Below are 18552 nucleotides of genomic sequence, written 5' to 3' on the forward strand. Positions count from 1 at the left end.
AAGTTCAGCCGGTAGCGCGTCAGTCCGCCGTAATTGCCCAGCATCGCGGCTTCACGTATCCAGCCGGAAAACTGGGTGCGCGTGCCGTCGGCCAGGCTGATATGCAGCGTGGCCGGTTTGCCGAGCAGCGACGCCAGTGCGATCTGAGGACTGGTCGACAGCGCGATGATGTCGCGTGCACCGATTCCATGTACTTGCTCGTCGGCGGCGAACGCCTCGACCAGCAAGCTGTCAGCGTCGCCATCGCCGATGGTCAATGCATACAGCCGCGTGGCGCTGGTGAATGCCGCCAGTGCGGAAAATATTGTCCCTACCAGGTTGGATAACATGCCGTTTATGCGCTTTCATCGATATCCCGGAATTGCAGTTGGATAATTTTATAAATTTAATAACTATGAAATTGTATCCAGGAATTTTTATTATTAATGTTCAATTGAAAGTAAGACAGCATGCGGAATTTTTTTATTCGCATATGAAGATGGATCAACAAGTGAATACAGGAAAATCAATCCCTGAAGAAATGAGCCTGTCAGACGGACGGCAAACGCCGGGATATTGGCCACAAACGATATGGCTGCTTTCCATCGCCCTGTCCGGCACCTGCCGCGAATTAATAAAAAAGCAAAAGTGTCAGGGATTCCGCCTGAATGCGCTACTATAAAAATCAGCCTATCAGATACCGTCTTTACATTAGCCACCAGGACGCCAATTCATGGATGATCTCAGCGCAATCAAAATCTCGCGGCGCGACCTGCTGATCGCAGGCGCGCTGTCGGCAACCGCCAGCAGCATGCCATCGATCGCCGCAGGACCAGGCAGTGCGCCGGACGCCGCCACCGCGGCGCCGCCCGTGATGTCAACCGTGTCGTTGCTGGTGAACGGCGCGACGCACCAGCTGGACCTGGACACGCGCACCACCCTGCTCGACGCCTTGCGCGAACACCTGCACCTGTATGGCACCAAGAAAGGCTGCGACCATGGCCAGTGCGGCGCCTGCACCGTGATGGTCGACGGCCGCCGCATCAATTCCTGCCTCACGCTGGCCGTGATGCATGAAGGCGCCGCGATCGGCACCATCGAAGGCCTGGGCAGACCCGGCCGGTTGCACCCGATGCAGGCCGCCTTCATCAAGCATGACGCTTATCAATGCGGCTACTGTACCCCCGGACAGATCTGTTCGGCCGTGGCGGCGCTCGACGAAATCAGGCAGGGCATACCGAGTCACGCCAGCGCCGACCTCAACGCTCACCCGCTGCCGGACGCCAGCGAGATCCGCGAACGCATGAGCGGCAATATCTGTCGTTGCGGCGCCTACTCGAACATCGTCGACGCCATCGCCGAAGTGTCGGAGCGGTCCGCATGAAAGCCTTCAGCTACCAGCGCGCGGCATCCCCGGCGCAAGCGGCGGCCACGGCCGGCCAGACTCCCGGCGCAAAATTCATCGCCGGCGGCACCAATCTGCTCGACCTGATGAAGCTGGAAATAGAAGCGCCGGCCCACCTGGTCGACATTAACGGCCTCGGCCTCGACAAGATCGAAGCCACCGGCGATGGCGGCCTGCGCATCGGCGCCCTGGTGCGCAACACCGACCTGGCCGCCAACCTGCACGTGCGGCGTAATTATGCGGTGCTGTCGCGCGCCTTGCTGTCCGGTGCGTCGGCGCAGCTGCGCAACAAGGCCACCACGGCGGGCAACCTGCTGCAGCGCACGCGCTGCCCGTATTTCTACGACACCAACCAGCCGTGCAACAAGCGTCATCCCGGCAGCGGCTGCTCGGCGCTCGAAGGCTTCAGCCGCCAGCACGCGGTGGTCGGCGTCAGCAACGCCTGCATCGCCACGCATCCGAGCGATATGGCGGTCGCCATGCGGCTGCTGGACGCATCGGTCGAAACCGTCAAACCGGACGGCTCGGGCCGCGTCATCGCGATGGCCGACCTGCACCGCCTGCCCAGCGACACTCCGCATATCGAAACCGCGCTGGAGCCGGGCGAACTCATCACCGCCGTGACATTGCCCAAGCCGCTGGGCGGCGCCCACATCTACCGCAAGGTGCGCGACCGTTCCTCCTACGCCTTCGCGCTGATCTCGGTGGCCGCCGTGATCCAGCCGGATGGCAGCGGGCGCGTGGCGCTGGGCGGCGTGGCCCACAAGCCATGGCGCGTTCCAGAGGCCGAAACCAGCATGACGCGCGGCGGCAAGGCCGTGGCCGGACAGTTGCTGGCCGGCGCCAGGACCACGCATCAGAATGCATACAAGATCGTCCTGGTCCAGCGCACGCTCGAAGCGGTGCTGGCAGAAGCGAAGAAAGTGTGACGCCATGAAATTTACCAGACCTGCGACCACCAATCCCATCGACCAGTTGAAGATCGTCGGCCAGCCCGTCGACCGCATCGACGGGCCATGCAAGACCACCGGCACCGCGCCGTACGCCTACGAACAGCAGCTGGCGGCGCCCAACGCGGCTTACGGTTATGTCGTCGGTGCGTCCATCGCCAAGGGCAGGATCGCGTCGATGAAGCTGGATGCCGCCCGCCAGGCGCCAGGCGTGATCGCCATCGTCACGGCCGAAAACGCCGGCAAGCTCGGCAAAGGCAAGCATAACACCGCGAAGCTGCTGGGCGGCCCGGAGATCGAACACTATCACCAGGCCATCGCCGTGGTGGTGGCCGGGACATTCGAGCAGGCCCGCGCGGCCGCCGCGCTGGTGCAAGTCCGCTACCACGCCACGCCAGGCGCTTACGACCTGGCCCGGGCCAGGGACACGGCCAGGGAACCCGCCGGCAAGGACGGCAAGGATAGCCAGGTCGGCGATTTTGCCGGCGCCTACCGTGACGCCCCGGTGCGCATCGACGCCAGCTATACCACGCCGGACCAGGCGCACGCGATGATGGAGCCGCACGCGTCGATCGCCTCGTGGGACGGCGACAAGGTCACGCTCTGGACCGCCAACCAGATGATCGCCTGGGGTGCGGACGACATGGCCAAAACGCTCGGCATAGCGCGCGCAAACGTACGCCTCATTTCGCCCTACATCGGCGGCGGTTTCGGCGGCAAGCTGTTCCTGCGCGCCGAGATACTGCTGGCGGCGCTGGGCGCCAGGGCGGCCCGGCGGCCGGTGAAAGTGGCCTTGCCGCGTCCGTTCATGTTCAACAACACGACGCACCGCCCCGCCACCATCCAGCGCATCCGCATCGGCGCCACCCGCGAAGGCAAGATCAGCGCCATCGGCCACGAAAGCTGGTCCGGCAACTTGCCGGGCGGCGCGCCGGAAACGGCAGTCATGCAAACCAGGCTGCTGTACGCCGGCGCCCACCGCATGACCAGGATGCGGCTGGCGGTGCTGGATCTGCCGGAAGGAAACGCCATGCGCGCGCCGGGCGAAGCGCCGGGCCTGATGGCGCTGGAAATCGCCATGGACGAGCTGGCGGAAAAGCTCAGCATGGATCCGGTCACCTTGCGCATCATTAACGACATCACGCACGATCCAGCCAAACGCGAGCGCGCATTCTCGCAGCGCCGCCTGGTCGAATGCCTGCGCAGCGGCGCCGAGAAATTCGGCTGGCATAGCCGCAACGCCAGGCCCGGCGTCACCCGCGACGGCCGCTGGCTGGTCGGCATGGGCGTGGCCGCGGCCTTCCGCAACAACCTGGTGATGAAGTCCGCCGCCCGGGTCAAGCTGGATAAGAGCGGCGTCGTCACCGTCGAGACCGACATGACCGACATCGGCACTGGCAGCTATACCATTATCGCCCAGACCGCCGCCGAAATGATGGGCGTTTCGCTGGACAAGGTGGTGGTCAAGCTGGGCGACTCGTCGTTTCCGGTGTCGGCCGGTTCCGGTGGGCAGTGGGGCGCCAACAGCGCCACCGCCGGCGTGTACGCGGCCTGCGTCAAGCTGCGCGAAGCGATCGCGCACCAGGTCGGCGTCGATCCGGCCACCGCGGAATTTGCCGATGGCGCCGTCAAGGCCGGCGGCCGCACGGTGCCGCTGAGCCAGGCCGCGCAAGACGGCGACATCACGGCCGAGGACAGCATGGAATACGGCGATCTCGACAAGAAATTCCAGCAATCGACCTTCGGCGCGCACTTTGTCGAAGTCGGTGTCGACGCCGCCACCGGCGAGACCCGCATCCGGCGCATGCTGGCCGTATGCGCGGCCGGCCGCATCCTCAATCCCAAGTCGGCGCGCAGCCAGGTGATCGGCGCGATGACGATGGGCGCCGGGGCCGCGTTGATGGAGGAACTGGTGGTCGACCAGCGCCGCGGCTTTTTCGTCAATCACGACCTGGCCGCTTACGAGGTGCCGGTACATGCCGACATCCCGCACCAGGAAGTGATCTTTCTCGACGAAACCGATCCGATGTCGTCGCCGATGAAAGCCAAAGGCGTCGGCGAGCTGGGCATCTGCGGCGTCGCCGCGGCGATCGCCAACGCAGTCTACAACGCCACCGGGGTGCGGGTGCGCGACTATCCGATCACGCTGGACAAGCTGATCGACAAGCTGCCGCAACCGGCCTGACGCGGCCTGTATTACTCGGGCGGTGGGCAGGCTCATGGCGCCGCGGCGACGCTGCTTCGCGATGCGCTGCCCGGACTCAATGGAGCGGCTGTGGCGAACGATCGCAGCGGAAGCTGAAACGAACGGTACAGGCAAACTATCGGAAATGGAGTAAGATGGAATCGTGTGCAAAACGTTGGAACCAACCGGGTCCGACGCGTGAAGATTCGCGCCGGAAGCACATCGGTTCGGCATCGCCGGCAGTCGCCGGGATGTTGTACCACCCCAGTTGGCAGGGTTTATTTTGAACAACCGGGAGTGACCATATGCAAATCAATATCAATACCGACAGCACCATCGAACGTAACGCTGGCTTGAATGAACATGTGCAGTCTGTGGTTGAATCGGCGGTCAGCCGTTTTCGCGAAAATATCACCCGCGTCGAAGTCCACCTGAGCGACAACAATAGTCAAAAATCGGCAGACGGCGATAACCGCTGCCTGATGGAAGCACGTATCACCGGTTATCAAGCCATCGCGGTCAGCGATCACAACGCCACCTTGCATCAGGCTATCGCAGGCGCCGCTGAAAAACTGAAACGCGCCATCGATAGCGCACTGGGCCGCTTGCACGACAGCAAACGCCATGCCGGCGTCAAGAATACGGTGACCGCCGATGCCGATGAAGTCAGCGAATAATTTTATTTAGTAATTCTTTAGCGATGCTGGCGGCCGAACCAGGCTGCCAGTCAATCGAACTCCGCACCAATCACCCCGTCTTTCCCTCCGTTGTTCCTCTGCATCACTTTTTGATATTTTAAAAGCAAGCTTAATTGATCGATAATGCAACAATGTGCATTTATCATGCAAGTTTCAAAAAAACTAGCATGTGCGGGCTGCTGCATGTTTCCGCTGAGTATGCTTTGCGTTATCATGAAGGCACCGGCGTTCTGCTGCGCAGCACCGGATTTTTGAAAGTCTTATTGTGGAACACATCGGTACCTTTGGCGCTTCAAGCTATCAGATCGGCGATTTACAATTGTTCCGCGATTCCGATGGCAGCGATGTCGCCGCCTTGCTGGCCCCCTGCGCTATCATCCGCCTGCAAGCAGGCCAAGCCATCACCGACACCCAACAAGCCTGTGTGTATATCGTCTTGCGCGGCGTGCTGACAGTCGCGGCCGATACCCATACCGGCATGAACGACGGCACCGTCAGCAAGGTCTTGCCGGGAGAAAGCGTCGGCGAACAATCGGTGCTGGATGAAGAAAGCAACCTTTCAGCGATTTCAGCCCTGCAAGAAAGCGACTTGCTGGTGATTAAAGCTGAAACCGTCTGGCAACTGATCGATGGTTCGAATGTGTTGGCGCGCAACCTGCTGCGCCTGCTGTCTTTCCGTATCCGCGCCGCCAACGCCTTGTTGCGCCGGCGCCAGAAACTGGGCGAGTTTTACCGCCAATTATCGATGGTCGATGGCTTGACCTCGCTGTACAACCGGGCCTGGCTCAACGATTTGCTGCCGACCATGATTGCCACCGCGCACGCCAGTCAAACGCCGTTGTCGCTGATCATGATCGACCTCGACCATTTCAAGCGTTTTAACGATACCCACGGCCACGTTGCCGGCGACAACGCCTTGCGCAGCGCGGCCCAGGTCTTGAGCGCGGCCTTGCGCCCCACCGATTTTGCGGTGCGTTATGGCGGGGAAGAAATGATGGTGATCTTGCCCGACACCAACGAGAAAGTGGCGCTGGCCGTCTCGGAACGGTTGTGCGAGCGTATCCAGCAATCGGTGATTTTCAGCGATATGCGCTGCCCCTTGCCGCATATCACCGGTTCCTTCGGCATCGCCACGCTGCACGAGGGACAGGACGAACACAGCCTGATCGCCGCCGCCGATGCCGCGCTGTACCGCGCCAAGGCTGCCGGGCGCAATACCATTTCTCTTTGACATGTCCCGTTTGACGCAGGGCTACGCAGCCTTCTCGGCGGCGTCCGCTTTTTTGCCATGGGCGGCCTGGAAGTCGGCATAGCCTTTTTGCACCAGTTCATAAGTCTTGTCGATATTGCTGGCGATAGCGCCATTCAATACATTCAAGCCCTTCAAGATATCTTTCGCTTCATTAAAACCTTTTTCAAAGCCGCCCTTGATGGTATCCATGAACTTTTGCAAGGTCGCGTCGTCATCGTCGCCGGGATTCTGCTTCTTGAAAGCTTCGAAAAATCCGGTCGACAAGGATACAATGCGGCTCGCCGTGCCTTCCGGACTATTATCCTGGGACGCGGCATTTTGAATCGCATCGTCGCCGAATTGGGCTTTCAGCGATTCATTGATGTTGGTGATCGCCGTTTTATACAGCAGCGACAGCGGTTCGTTTTCCGCAGCGATCGATACCGACAACGACGATTGCAAGATCGAGGCATTCAATTGCAGCTTGGCTTTGCTGGCCGGCGACATGTCGGCCGTGGCCGCATCTTGCGTCCTGGCCGTGTCGGCCGCCTTGCCGGCGACTGGACTGTTGCTGGCCGCGTTGCCGACATTGCTGCTGACACTGCTGCCAGAGATAGGAATTGCCATGATAGCCCTCCTTGATCGAAATTTGTGTGAAGATAGGAGCAGCATGAAGACAACTCCTCTCATGATGTATCGGCACACAATCCAAAAACTAAAGCCACGAATTTTTTAGCGAACCACCATGACTACTCACACTTTTCTTTGGCACGATTACGAAACTTTCGGCGTCCAGCCGCGCCGCGACCGTCCGGCGCAGTTTGCGGCGATCCGCACCGATGCCGAACTGAATGAAATCGGCGATCCGATCATGCTGTATTGCCAGCCGGCCAACGATTTCTTGCCAGACCCGCAATCTTGTCTGATCACCGGCATTACACCGCAACAATGCCTGGAATTAGGCGTGCCGGAACACCAGTTCGCGGCCACCATCGAGCAAGCGTTTTCCCAGCCCGGCACCATCGGCGTCGGCTACAACACCATCCGTTTCGACGATGAAGTCACGCGGTTCTTGTTCTGGCGCAACCTGATCGATCCGTATGCGCGCGAATGGCAACATCAGTGCGGCCGCTGGGACTTGCTCGACGTGGTGCGCATGACGTATGCGCTGCGCCCGGAAGGCATCGAATGGCCGACACGCGAAGACGGTCGTCCGAGTTTTCGCCTGGAACACTTGAGCGCCGCTAACGGCCTGGCCCATGAAGCGGCGCATGACGCCTTGTCCGACGTGCGCGCAACCATCGCGCTGGCCCGTCTGATCCGCCAGAAACAGCCGAAACTGTTCGATTTCTGCCTGGCGCTGCACAAAAAAGACCGGGTCGCGAACGAGATGGGCATGCATCTGGCGCCGGCGCAACGCCAGCCCTTCCTGCACGTCTCCGGCATGTTTCCTGCCGAGCGCGGCTGCATGGCGCTGGTCTGGCCGCTGGCCACCCATCCAACCAACAAGAATGAAGTGCTGGTATGGGATTGCAGCGCCGACCCGAGCGAACTGTTCGGCCTGGACGCCGACACCATCCGCACCCGCATGTTTACCCGCAAGGAAGATTTGCCAGAAGGCATGACCCGTTTGCCGGTCAAAAGTGTGCATTTAAACAAGTCGCCCATGTTGGTCGGCAACCTGAAAACCTTGTCGCCGGCGCTGGCCGAGCGCTGGGGCATCGATATCGCCGCCGGCCAGGCCCACGCGCGCATCGCCGCCGGCGCACCGGACATGTCGGCCATCTGGGCGGATGTGTTCAGGCGTCCCGGCAGCGATGAACTGGTCGACGTCGATGAAGATTTGTATGGCGGCTTTATCAGCAACGACGACCGCCGCTTGCTGGAATCGTTGCGCAAGGAAACCCCAGCCAGGCTGGCCAGCGCGCGGCCATCGTTTGCCGACGAGCGCTTGCAGGAATTGCTGTTCCGCTACCGCGCGCGCAATTTCCCTGACACCCTGGGCGAAGGCGAAGCGGCGCATTGGGAGCGGCACCGCGCGGCGCGGCTGTTCGATGGCGCAGCTGGCGCACGCACCATCGAGCTGCTGTTCAGCGAAATCGACCAATTGTCGGAAACCGCCGACGAGCGCGGCGAGGAAATTCTCGGCGCCCTGTATGACTACGCAGAAATAGTCGCCCCGCAGCGCAACTAGTCAGCGGCCAGTCAGCTCGCCCGATGCCGGTTGATGGCGTCGCGCGTGTCAATGGCCACGCGGCGCGCGGCGTCGGCGAAATCCTCATCCGCTTGCGGCTGGGCGTAAATGATCGCGCGCGACGAGCTGATCATCATGCCCATGCCGTTCGCCGTCTGGCCGGCGCCGACGGTGGCGGCAATGTCGCCGCCCTGCGCGCCGATGCCAGGCACCAATAAAGGCATGTCGCCGACAATCGCCCGCACTTGCGCCAGCTCTTCCGGGAACGTTGCGCCGACCACCAGCGCGCATTGCCCGTTCTTGTTCCATTTATCGGCCACCAGGCGCGCCACATGCTGGTACAGCGGCACGCCGCCGGCATTCAGGAATTGCAGGTCGGAACCGCCTGGATTCGACGTGCGGCACAGGATGATGACGCCGCGGTCTTGCCATGCCAGGTAGGGATCGATCGAATCCTCGCCCATGTACGGGTTGACGGTGACGGCATCGGCGCCGTAGCGCTCGAACGCTTCGCGCGCATATTGCGTCGCGGTGGCGCCGATGTCGCCGCGCTTGGCGTCGAGGATCAATGGAATGTGCGGATAGTTATCACGCACATAACGGCAAATCTTTTCCAGCTGGTCTTCCGCGGCCAAGGCGCCGAAATAGGCGATTTGCGGCTTGAAGGCGCACACCAGGTCGGCGGTCGCATCGATGATCCTGCTGCAAAAAGTGAAAATCCCATCCGGCTGGCCTTGCAAATCCCGTGGCAGCTTGGCCAGGTCCGGGTCCAGTCCGACGCACAGCAGGGAGTTGTTGGCCGTCCACGCGGCGGATAATTTATTGATGAAATTCACGGCGCGCCTTTTATCTATTCAGTTGCAAACCCCGTATTGTACCGCGCCGCCCGTCCCCGGGAACAGCGCCGCGACGCCACGCCGATGCACCGCGCACGCTACAAAACCGGCATTCCACGCGGATTCAGGTATATTTAATGCAATGACACAGTCATGCGCAGTTATCTTTTTTATGGGAAAAATCATGCCTACCCTTACCCAAAAAATCAGCCACTGGATGCGTTTGATATTGGCCATGAGTTTGCTGGCCGGTATCCTGTCTGCTTGCGGCTACAATGAATTCCAGAGCAAGGATGAAGCCACCAAGGCCGCCTGGGGCGAAGTCGTCAACCAGTACCAGCGTCGCGCCGACCTGATCCCGAACCTGGTCAATACCGTCAAGGGCTACGCCAGCCATGAAAAGGATACGCTGGAATCGGTGACCCGGGCGCGCGCCGCCGCCACCAGTTTCCAGATCACGCCGGAAGTGCTGAACAACCCGGCAGCGTTCCAGAAATTCCAGCAGGTGCAAGGGGAATTGTCGTCCGCGCTGTCGCGCCTGATGGTGGTCTCCGAAAAATATCCGGACTTGAAGGCCGATACCAGCTTCCGCGACTTGCAGTCGCAACTGGAAGGCACGGAAAACCGCATCACCGTGGCGCGCCAGCGCTATATCGCGGCGGTGCAGGATTACAACGTCCATGCGCGCCGCTTTCCGAACAACCTGACCGCGATGGTGTTCGGTTATGCAGTCAAGCCCTCGTTCATGGTCGAAAATGAAAAGGCGATCTCGACCGCGCCGGCCGTCAATTTTGGCAAATAAGCCATGAACGCGCCGCGCTTGCTCGCCACGCGCTCGCTCGCCAGCCTCTGCTGCGCGCTTTTGCTATGCCATAGCGCCTGGGCGGCCGATGGCCTGGTGCCGGTGCCGCCCAAGGCGGCGCGCGTGACCGACAGCGCCGGCTTGCTCGATAGCGGGCAAAAAGCCGCGCTGGACCATGTGCTGGCCGACTACCAAGCCCGCAGCGGCAGCCAGATCGCCGTGCTGCTGGTGTCCAGCACGGCGCCGGAAGCCATCGAGCAATACAGCATCCGCGTGACGGATGCGTGGCAACTGGGCCGCAAGGGCGTCGACGACGGCGTGCTGTTGCTGGTGGCGAAAGACAATCCGCCGGCGTTGCGCCGCTTGCGCATCGAAGCCGGACGCGGCGTGCAAGGCGTGCTGACCGACGCCCAGTCGAAACGGGTGCTGCAAGACGTGATCGCGCCCCATTTCAAGCAAAATGATTATTACGCCGGACTGGCGGCCGGTATCGCCGCGATCGAGGCGCTGCTGAACCAGGAAGCCTTGCCCGCCGCCGGGCAGCCAGCGGCGGCGGCCGGCGAGATCAGCATCGGTTCCTGGCTGCCGCTGCTGTTCTTCGGTTTCCTGATCATGCTGGCCGTGTTGCGTTCGCGCGGCGGCCCGCGCCGCTTAAATCACGGCAACTGGAGCAGTGGGGCCAGCGGCGTCTTGCTGGGCAGCGCGCTGAGCCATGGCTGGGGTAACAATGCGGGCGGCGGTGGAATCGGCGGCGGCGGTTTCTCGGGCGGCGGCGGCAGTTTCGACGGCGGCGGCGCCTCGGGGGATTGGTGATGACTGTTGCGCTGTCATTCGGCCAGCGCCTCGGGCGCGCCCTGAAACACTGGCTGGCCACGGCGTCGGCCGGACGCAAGGCTTTTCCCGACACCACGCTGGCGGCGATCGAACGCGCCATCAGCGACGGCGAACAATTGCACCGCGCGGAACTGCGGCTGATCCTGGAACATTCGCTGGGCCTGCGCGAAGCCTTCCAGGGCTTGAGCAACCGCGAGCGCGCGCGCCAGCTGTTTGCCCAATATGGCGTGTGGGATACCGAGGAGAATTGCGGCGTGCTGATTTATATCAACCTGGCCGAGCACCAGGTCGATATCGTCGCCGACCGCCATGTCGGACGCCGTATCCCGGCGCAGCAGTGGCAAGCCATTTGCCGCACCATGACCCAGGGGTATGCCAGCGACGAGTATCACGCCAGCACCTTGAAAGCCATCGATGCGCTGAACGATTTGCTGCGCCTGCATTTCCCCTCCAACGGGCCGCGCCCGAACCAACTGCCGAACCAGCCTATCGTACTGTGACCAGCAGCGGGGTTAACATTGGCGCCATCCCATCACCCTGGAAGCACTAGCATGAAATTATCCAACAAGATCGCCATCGTCACCGGCGCCACCCAAGGCATCGGCTTTGCTTGCGCACAACGCCTGATCCAGGAAGGCGCCAGCGTGATGCTGGTCGATATCAAGCAGGAAGGCGCGGACGCCGCCGCGGCGCTGGGCGACAAGGCGCGCTTTTTCGCCGCCGACGTCAGCCAGAAAGCCGACGTCGACGCCTTGCTGGCCGCAACGCTGCTGGTATTCGGCCGCATCGATATCCTGGTCAACAATGCCGGCGTGACGCACAAGGCCGATTTCCTCGATCTGACGGAAGACGATTTCGACCGCGTACTGCGCATCAACCTGAAATCGATGTTCCTGTGCGGCCAGGCGGTGGCGCGCGAAATGGTCAAGCGGCAAAGCGGCTGCATCATCAATATGTCGAGCGTCAACGCCGAACTGGCGATCCCCGACCAGGTGCCGTACGTGGTGTCCAAGGGCGCCATCAACCAGCTGACCAAGGTCATGGCGCTGAACCTGGCGCCATACGGCGTGCGCGTCAACGGCATCGGTCCCGGCACCATCCTGACCGAACTGGCCAGGAAAGCCGTGCTGGGCAGCCCGGAGGCGCGCCACACCATCTTGTCGCGCACCCCGCTGGGGCGTTGCGGCGAGCCGGAAGAAGTGGCGTCGATCGCCGCCTTCCTGGCCAGCGACGACGCCAGCTACCTGACCGGCCAGACGCTGTACGTGGATGGCGGCCGCATGGCCTTGAACTACACGGTGCCGGTGAAGGACTGATGACATCGATGCAGCACGCCAGATATATTAAAAATGTATGATCGATATCTGAAAATACCATTAGACACATATTCCGCAACGCAGCATAATAGACCTGTCTCCACTATTCTCCTCCAAGAAAATAGTTTTAAGCCCGCTTTCACCAGCGGGCTATTTTTTTTCCTGTCACTTCGCTACAGCGCATTTCTCGTCCCAGTCATCATCTTTTTGCAAAAACATTCAAAAATGCTGCGCCGTGTCATAGGCCTGTCATGAGCACGCCCTATACTTGCTTCATCTGCAGTACACGCAACCGATATGCGTGACCGCGGACCGGTGTGCTGGCCAGTATTTGCACACCACTCCGAATTCCTGGCTGCGTCCGCGCGAGGCAGCCGCTGCAGATCAACTCTTGAACCCTCAATTTTGGGTTTTCAGCCCGCTTTCACCAGCGGGCTTTTTTTTGCCCGACAAGAGAGTCTAACAAAACGTTCAGGGCAAGGCGCATTGCCGTAGACCGTACGAATGTACGACAAGGCCATGTAACGCCGCCCTGGATGTTTTGTTAGGCGCGCTTAATCAATAAACTGATAGGTAGCGCGTATTATCCAAAGTGCCGATTTCGATATGGTAAGGTTACAATTATTTTCATTGATTACTGATCCATGTCGACCACCCTGACCGCCCTGCTGTTTTCATCCCGCTATCAAAAACAGCGCTACCTGTGCGCGTTCATCCTGTACCTGCTGATTGTGATCATCGGTTCGATACCGGGCGCGCGCAAGGATATCGGCGACTATGCGTCCGGCATCGTGCTGCATACGCTGGCCTACGCCATCATTGCCTACCTGCTGTTCAGCGGCACGCCGGGATCGCTGCCGCGCCGCGCCGCGACATCGATCGTCACCGTCGCGCTGATGGGCGCGCTCGATGAATACATACAAAGTTTCCTGCCGTACCGCCGTGGCGCGGTATCGGACTGGCTGGTCGATTGCAATGCCGCAATTCTGATGTCGCTGTTATTGTGGCTCGTGTGGCCGAAAGCGCAACGCCTGGTCAAGGAATAAACCCCAGGCAATCCAGGCCTGCTATTCCTGTCCGGGCCGGTCTTCCCGGTCGAACAGGAATTGTCCCTGGCGGGCGTCGCAATCGGCGCCGATCTTGCGCAAGATCGACTTGCTGTGGCGCCGTCCGGCAGCGGCGCCGGATATGCCGGCCGCCCGCTCCACATCCATCTTGATCGCCAGCATTTGTTCACTCTTGGCCAACCTGACCAGGCCATGCAGGGTTTGCGACAAGATATGCTGTTCGCGTGGGCCGGCCGGCGAAATAACGGTGTCGGCAATGATCTGGGCTATCATGTTTTCACTTGTTTTTATCAGCATTTTTCTTCCCGGAAATATCCAAAAATCAAAATAGTACGCCGCTTTGCCATGCCGCTGCTGATGCGCATCAAGGACCAAGCAAGCGCCATTTGATAACGAACAGCAAGCAAGTGTTTATACCAAACCCGCCTTACCGCACTCTTGATAAAGCTCAATTCAAAATAACAATAGAGCGAACCTACAGCGCCAGGCGCACTCTTACATGAGTAATAGACGCCCGGACAAATTCAAATCAGGAGAACATAATGAAAGCGAAAAAGTATACGGTAGCGGCAGGTTTGATGTGTCTAGCGCTTGGCGCTTGCAGCGATATGGGCTTTAACAGTCGCAGCACTACCAGCACCAGCGGCAGCACGATGAACGACCAGGGCGAGCGTTATGACGCCAGCGCCGGTCCCGGCTCCGGCGCCGTGGCGGCGGCCACGGCCAACCGTAGCGGCACCAGCAGCGGCACCAGCAGCGCCAATTCCGGCGACAGCATGACTGGCGGCACAAGTTCAACAACTGGCGCCAGCAGCATGGCCAATCCCACTGCCAGCACCAGCTCGGCCACCGACACCGGTCTATCGTCGGCGTCGACCATGTATGGCGTGGTGGCGACCATCGATAACGTGCCCCGTTCGCAGGCCGGCGACATGACGTCCAGTTCGGGCGCCACGCAATCGGGAACGTCCGGCACTTCGGGTTCCACCGGTTCGGCCAACGACATGGTGTACCGCATCAACGTGCGCCTGGACGACGGCAGCAGCCGTTCGGTCTACCAGGAAACACAACCAAGCTATCAGATCGGTGACCGGGTACGCTTGTCGAACGGCGCGCTGCAACGCTATTAATTCTGTACACCATCCATAGCGGGCCCAGGTCCATGACCGGGGTCCGCTACTTTTTTCCCTTATTCAGCCACCGCATTTCTCGATACGCCCGCCACTTGCGCCATCACCGCTTGCGCCGCTTTCTTGCCGGCGATAAAGGCGTGGTCCGAGTTGTAATATTCCCACTCGCTATAACGTCCGGCCAGCGTGATGTCGTGTCTCGCCAGCCATGCCTTCACCAAGGCGACATTGGACGCGCGCGCATGGTCGTACAAGACGTAGGCATACGGCATGTCGACCTGGTTCGCCGTCAGCACCACGTCATCGGGCCGCAACATGCCGACTTCGATGCAATCGGCGACACAACGGTCGATCAGCGCCTGGCCGGTCAACGGCAGCGGCTTGGTCGGCGAATATGAAATTTCGCACGTCAAGCCAAAACCGCCGGGCGGATTGCAATCGGGGCTGGCATTTCCCTGCACGAAAATACGGTGGAAAATAGTCTGTTCGGGGTAATACACCCAATGTTTTTCCGTCACATCTTCACGGCCGATGCCCAGGTTCACACAGCGCACCGACACATGCCGCAAGCCGCGCGCGGCCAGCCGCACGTCAAGCGGCGCCTGCTCGCCGATCAGCCGTATCAATTCCGGCAGCGGCATGGTGCTGATCAAATGCTGGTAGCGAAAACGGCGGCCATCGGCCAGCGCCAGCACATGCTGGTCGGGCAGCAATTGCACCACGTCGGCGTTGACTTCCAGCTGGCCCTTGATGTGCGGCAAGAAGCCATTCATCAAGGACTGGAAACCGCCTTGCAAAGGATAAGCAAAGCGCGCATTCGGCCCCATCGGCCGCGCCACCGGCTGCAACGCGCCATCGATGATTTCTTCCAGGTCCGGCAAGGGCACGCGTCCGCCCAGCCACGACGTTTCCATGTCGCTCAACGGCACGGTCCATAATTTCTTGTTGTATGGAATCGCGAAATGCTTGGCGATGCCGGCGCCCCACACCTGGTAAATGAATTCCTCGAAATTGGCGGCGTCCCGCTTCAACGGTGCAATGCTGCCAATACCGCCACCAGCGGCGCCATTGGCGATGCCGGCAGTGCCGTCGGCGCAGCAATCCTCGACCGGGGTAACACATGCGCTGGCCTGATTGGCTGCCGGCGCGGCGTGTCCATAACGTGCTTGCATGGCGCCAACGATGCATTCCTTGATGACGGCCGGAGGCAAGCCGAACAAGGCGCCCTGGAAAGGATAGCGGGTGTACACCTGCTTGCTGTAGACCCAGGCTTCGCGGTTTTGCCAATGGATGTTCGCACCCAGCAATACGCGGTATAAATTGAGCACATACGCATCGTTGGAAAACATGATGTGGCCGGCGTAATCGAAGGTAAAACCCTGGTCGCGCACCGAGCGGCACCAGCCGCCGACGGTCGCATTTTTTTCCAGCAGCAAGGTATCCGCGCCCAGATGATAGGCGGCGCTCAAGCCGGTCGGGCCGGCGCCGATGATTGCACATTGCACCGGTAACATGGCTGCCTGCGAGCGCAGCGGATTGACGTTGGCCGGCGTATCAAGCGCCGCCGTATCATTCGGCGCCAGGCTATCGGCAGGCTCGATCAGCAGCGGCTGCGCCGGGTCGGTCGCTTCCAGCAGCGCGTGCATTTGGCGCGCCGTCCGGTCCCAGGAAGTGGCGGCCAGCACCAGCGCCATATCGGCGACCATCGCCGCGCGCTGTGGCGGCGTCATGGCCAGCGCCTCTTCGCAGGCGCGCACAAAGTCGGCGGCCTCGTCGGCGATACGCACGATATGGCCATACGGCGCGGCCACGTCGGCAATCGAGGTGCTGACGATCGGCAATTGCGCAGCCATGTATTCCAGCACCTTGGTCGGGCTGATGAAACGGGTCGCATCGTTCCTGGCAAACGGCAACAGACAGACATCCCAGCCAGCCAGGAAATGCGGCAGGGACTGGTATGGCTGCTGCCCCAGGTAATGGATGTTCTGGCGCTGCGGCAAACTGGCCGGATCGATTTTCAGCACCGGCCCGACCACCACGATTTGCCAGTGTGAATGGGCATCGGCCAGCGCCGCGATCAGCGACGCATCGAAGCGCTCGTCGATGACGCCGTAATAACCGAGCCGCGGGCGGCCGATATCCTGTTGCGCCGGATGATGGTTGTTGCGGTCCAGCGCCTGCTCGAAATGCACCACGTCGACGCTGCTCGAAAAACAATGCGCATTGGTATGACGTGTGCGCTTTGCTTCATACAAACTGGGGCCGCCGGCAAACACCAGGTCGGCGCGGGCCAGCAAGGCCGTCTCGCGCTGCAACACCTGTTTCGGCGCATTCTTGAATGCCGATAATTCATCCATGCAATCGTAGACCACCAGACCGGCATGCAAGCCTGGCAGCAGCGGCAGCGCCATCGGCGTATAAAACCAGACGATCGGATCCAGTGCCGGCGTTATCTGCAGCAACAACGGTTGCAGCGCCGCCAACTGGTCGTCATGGAAACCGGCCGCCTGCACCGGCGTGCGCGGCAGGCATACCGTCACATTCGGCGCCGGGGTCGATAATTCCAGCCGCGCCGGCCCCTCGTCGAACAGCGGTTCCTCGACAAACACCACATGATAAAACTGCGCCAGCCGCGACAGCAATTGCTGCGGCCTTTGGTAGACAAAATTCCAGCGTAGATGCGAGAAAACAATAATCGTCCTCATGCCAGCTCCTCCCCGCCCCGATGGCGCATACAGTGAACAAAGATGGGCCGTCAGGCTTTGTGCCTGGCGCAATCCCATCGCATACGGCGCGGACAAATTGCGCTGCAATCCATCCGGCGCGCCCAGACCGACATCCCACAAACCGCTGTGATGCCAGAAATTCGGATCTTCCCAATCCGGCCGGTCGATCACCGGATAAATGCAGATGCCGCGCAAGTCGGTGCCGTGCTGCATCGCCAGCGCCGCCTGCTCCGCCATTTCGCGTATCCACACACCGCGCCCGCTGCCGACATGGCTGGTTTCGGCCAGCAGCAGCGGCCGCTGATAACGCTCGAACACTTCCTTCTGCAACACATGCAGCGGCAACCGGCGCGCATCGCCCAAGTGCCACCACAGGCGCAGATTGCTGCCGCTTTCCCATTGGTTGCTGTGGTAATAGTTCAGGCCGATCAAGTCCAGATAGCGCTCCGCCCCGCCCAGTTCCGGCTCGATGCGGCCGCACAGCATGTCCCACGCTTCGAATTGCGCTTCGCGCCACACGTGGGCGCTGTTATCCCAGGCTGGATTATCCGGCGGCGCGATGACATGGATCAGCGGGTCGCATTGCAAGATGCGCGCTTGTGGATGGACTTGCCAGATCGCGTCGCAGCCGGCAATGGTGGCGCGCACCAGTTGCCGCTTGCCGTGATGGCCGGGATGCTCGTGATCCATGTTCAGGCAGCGAAACATATGCACCGACAAACCCCAACTGGTGAACGAGATTTCATTGATCGGCGAATAGATCGGCGCCGCGCCGGAAAACGGCGCCAGGTACTCGGCGGCGGCGCGGCAAAAGCGCGCGAAGCGGGGCGCGAATTGTGGCGAGAACAGGTCTACGTCATCCGGCCAGCCATAGTGGCAAAAGGTCCAGCAGATTTGCAGCCCCAGGTCGCGGGCGATGCTCGCGCGCTGCCGCAACGACGAAAAATCGAAACGGCCGTCACGCTCGGCCAGCCGCCAGCCTATGCTTTCGCGCACCGTGCGGATGCCGAACTGATGCAGCAGCGCATAATCTTCGGCCACACGGTCCAGGTGGCCGGTGGTCCGGTTCATGTCCAGCGCCAATCCCGCATGGGTGACATGGTCGGCGCCTTCGTATCCGGCTTGCCAGTACGACAGAAAAGGCGCGGCCGCGTTATCGTCGTCAGCCATAGGCTACTCCTCCTGCAACAGGATGTCGC

At 61.0% G+C, this 18552-nt stretch carries 18 protein-coding genes (1 of these 18 cut by a window edge); 13 read left to right on the forward strand and 5 right to left on the reverse strand.

Features of this window, described 5'->3' with window-relative positions; all coding sequences use genetic code 11:
• Positions 1-329, reverse strand: the 5' portion of a protein-coding gene (locus GJA_RS19560; RefSeq protein ID WP_038495602.1) for a contractile injection system protein, VgrG/Pvc8 family. The gene continues 16 nt to the left of window position 1, outside the view; the window shows 329 of its 345 coding nt (coding positions 1-329); its start codon is at positions 327-329; the stop codon falls past the left edge of the window.
• Between the two features lie 38 nt (positions 330-367).
• Here GJA_RS19560 and GJA_RS27525 point away from each other — a divergent pair, with 38 nt between their 5' ends.
• From GJA_RS27525 to GJA_RS19585, 6 genes are all read left to right on the forward strand, one after another.
• Positions 368-661: a hypothetical protein gene (locus GJA_RS27525; RefSeq protein ID WP_144241599.1), complete on the forward strand. Its 294-nt coding sequence runs from the start codon at positions 368-370 to the stop codon at positions 659-661.
• A gap of 51 nt (positions 662-712) precedes the next feature.
• Complete coding sequence (gene paoA, locus GJA_RS19565) at positions 713-1363, forward strand: aldehyde dehydrogenase iron-sulfur subunit PaoA (RefSeq protein WP_038495605.1); 651 nt, start codon at positions 713-715, stop codon at positions 1361-1363.
• A complete protein-coding gene (locus tag GJA_RS19570; protein WP_038495608.1) occupies positions 1360-2313 on the forward strand; it encodes an FAD binding domain-containing protein in 954 nt (317 codons plus the stop codon). Before paoA ends, GJA_RS19570 begins: the two co-directional genes overlap by 4 nt.
• A gap of 4 nt (positions 2314-2317) precedes the next feature.
• The gene (gene paoC / locus GJA_RS19575; RefSeq protein ID WP_038495610.1) at positions 2318-4519 is read left to right on the forward strand and encodes an aldehyde oxidoreductase molybdenum-binding subunit PaoC; all 2202 of its coding nucleotides are present in this window, start codon (positions 2318-2320) and stop codon (positions 4517-4519) included.
• A 305-nt stretch (positions 4520-4824) separates the two neighbouring features.
• Positions 4825-5196, forward strand: coding sequence for an HPF/RaiA family ribosome-associated protein (locus tag GJA_RS19580; RefSeq protein ID WP_038495612.1), 372 nt, complete (start codon positions 4825-4827; stop codon positions 5194-5196).
• A gap of 286 nt (positions 5197-5482) precedes the next feature.
• Positions 5483-6448 (forward strand): GGDEF domain-containing protein, encoded by a 966-nt coding sequence (locus GJA_RS19585; RefSeq protein ID WP_038495615.1) that lies wholly within the window; start codon positions 5483-5485, stop codon positions 6446-6448.
• A gap of 21 nt (positions 6449-6469) precedes the next feature.
• Here GJA_RS19585 and GJA_RS19590 read toward each other — a convergent pair whose 3' ends face one another.
• On the reverse strand, positions 6470-7075 hold the full coding sequence (locus GJA_RS19590) for a DUF5610 domain-containing protein (RefSeq protein ID WP_038495618.1): 606 nt from the start codon (positions 7073-7075) through the stop codon (positions 6470-6472).
• 118 nt (positions 7076-7193) lie between these two features.
• On the opposite strand from GJA_RS19590, the gene sbcB reads away from it, so the two are divergent.
• Entirely contained in the window at positions 7194-8642 is a 1449-nt protein-coding gene (gene sbcB, locus GJA_RS19595) for an exodeoxyribonuclease I (protein ID WP_038495621.1), read from the forward strand.
• Positions 8643-8653: 11 nt separating this feature from the next.
• Here the strand turns inward: sbcB and pyrF are convergent, their stop codons facing one another.
• Positions 8654-9478: an orotidine-5'-phosphate decarboxylase gene (gene pyrF / locus GJA_RS19600; protein ID WP_038495624.1), complete on the reverse strand. Its 825-nt coding sequence runs from the start codon at positions 9476-9478 to the stop codon at positions 8654-8656.
• Between the two features lie 217 nt (positions 9479-9695).
• Between pyrF and GJA_RS19605 the strand changes: the two genes are divergently transcribed.
• The 5 genes from GJA_RS19605 (at position 9696) to GJA_RS19625 (ending at position 13476) form a co-directional block, all read left to right on the forward strand.
• Positions 9696-10280 carry a LemA family protein gene (locus tag GJA_RS19605; RefSeq protein ID WP_038500505.1) on the forward strand — a complete coding sequence of 195 codons (585 nt, stop codon included), beginning with the start codon at positions 9696-9698 and terminating at the stop codon, positions 10278-10280.
• A gap of 3 nt (positions 10281-10283) precedes the next feature.
• Positions 10284-11093, forward strand: coding sequence for a TPM domain-containing protein (locus GJA_RS19610; RefSeq protein ID WP_038495629.1), 810 nt, complete (start codon positions 10284-10286; stop codon positions 11091-11093).
• Positions 11093-11614, forward strand: coding sequence for a TPM domain-containing protein (locus GJA_RS19615; RefSeq protein WP_038495632.1), 522 nt, complete (start codon positions 11093-11095; stop codon positions 11612-11614). Before GJA_RS19610 ends, GJA_RS19615 begins: the two co-directional genes overlap by 1 nt.
• Before the next feature lie 51 nt (positions 11615-11665).
• On the forward strand, positions 11666-12430 hold the full coding sequence (locus tag GJA_RS19620; protein ID WP_038495635.1) for an SDR family NAD(P)-dependent oxidoreductase: 765 nt from the start codon (positions 11666-11668) through the stop codon (positions 12428-12430).
• A 644-nt stretch (positions 12431-13074) separates the two neighbouring features.
• Positions 13075-13476 carry a VanZ family protein gene (locus tag GJA_RS19625; RefSeq protein ID WP_038495638.1) on the forward strand — a complete coding sequence of 134 codons (402 nt, stop codon included), beginning with the start codon at positions 13075-13077 and terminating at the stop codon, positions 13474-13476.
• A gap of 21 nt (positions 13477-13497) precedes the next feature.
• Here the strand turns inward: GJA_RS19625 and GJA_RS19630 are convergent, their stop codons facing one another.
• On the reverse strand, positions 13498-13794 hold the full coding sequence (locus tag GJA_RS19630) for a hypothetical protein (RefSeq protein ID WP_144241600.1): 297 nt from the start codon (positions 13792-13794) through the stop codon (positions 13498-13500).
• Positions 13795-14039: 245 nt separating this feature from the next.
• Here GJA_RS19630 and GJA_RS19635 point away from each other — a divergent pair, with 245 nt between their 5' ends.
• Positions 14040-14627 carry a hypothetical protein gene (locus GJA_RS19635; RefSeq protein WP_206778346.1) on the forward strand — a complete coding sequence of 196 codons (588 nt, stop codon included), beginning with the start codon at positions 14040-14042 and terminating at the stop codon, positions 14625-14627.
• Between the two features lie 59 nt (positions 14628-14686).
• On the opposite strand, the gene GJA_RS19640 is transcribed toward GJA_RS19635, so the two are convergent.
• On the reverse strand, positions 14687-18523 hold the full coding sequence (locus GJA_RS19640) for an NAD(P)-binding protein (RefSeq protein ID WP_038495644.1): 3837 nt from the start codon (positions 18521-18523) through the stop codon (positions 14687-14689).
• Positions 18524-18552 lie beyond the last annotated feature (29 nt).

This window comes from Janthinobacterium agaricidamnosum NBRC 102515 = DSM 9628, assembly GCF_000723165.1.
Classification (GTDB): domain Bacteria; phylum Pseudomonadota; class Gammaproteobacteria; order Burkholderiales; family Burkholderiaceae_D; genus Janthinobacterium; species Janthinobacterium agaricidamnosum.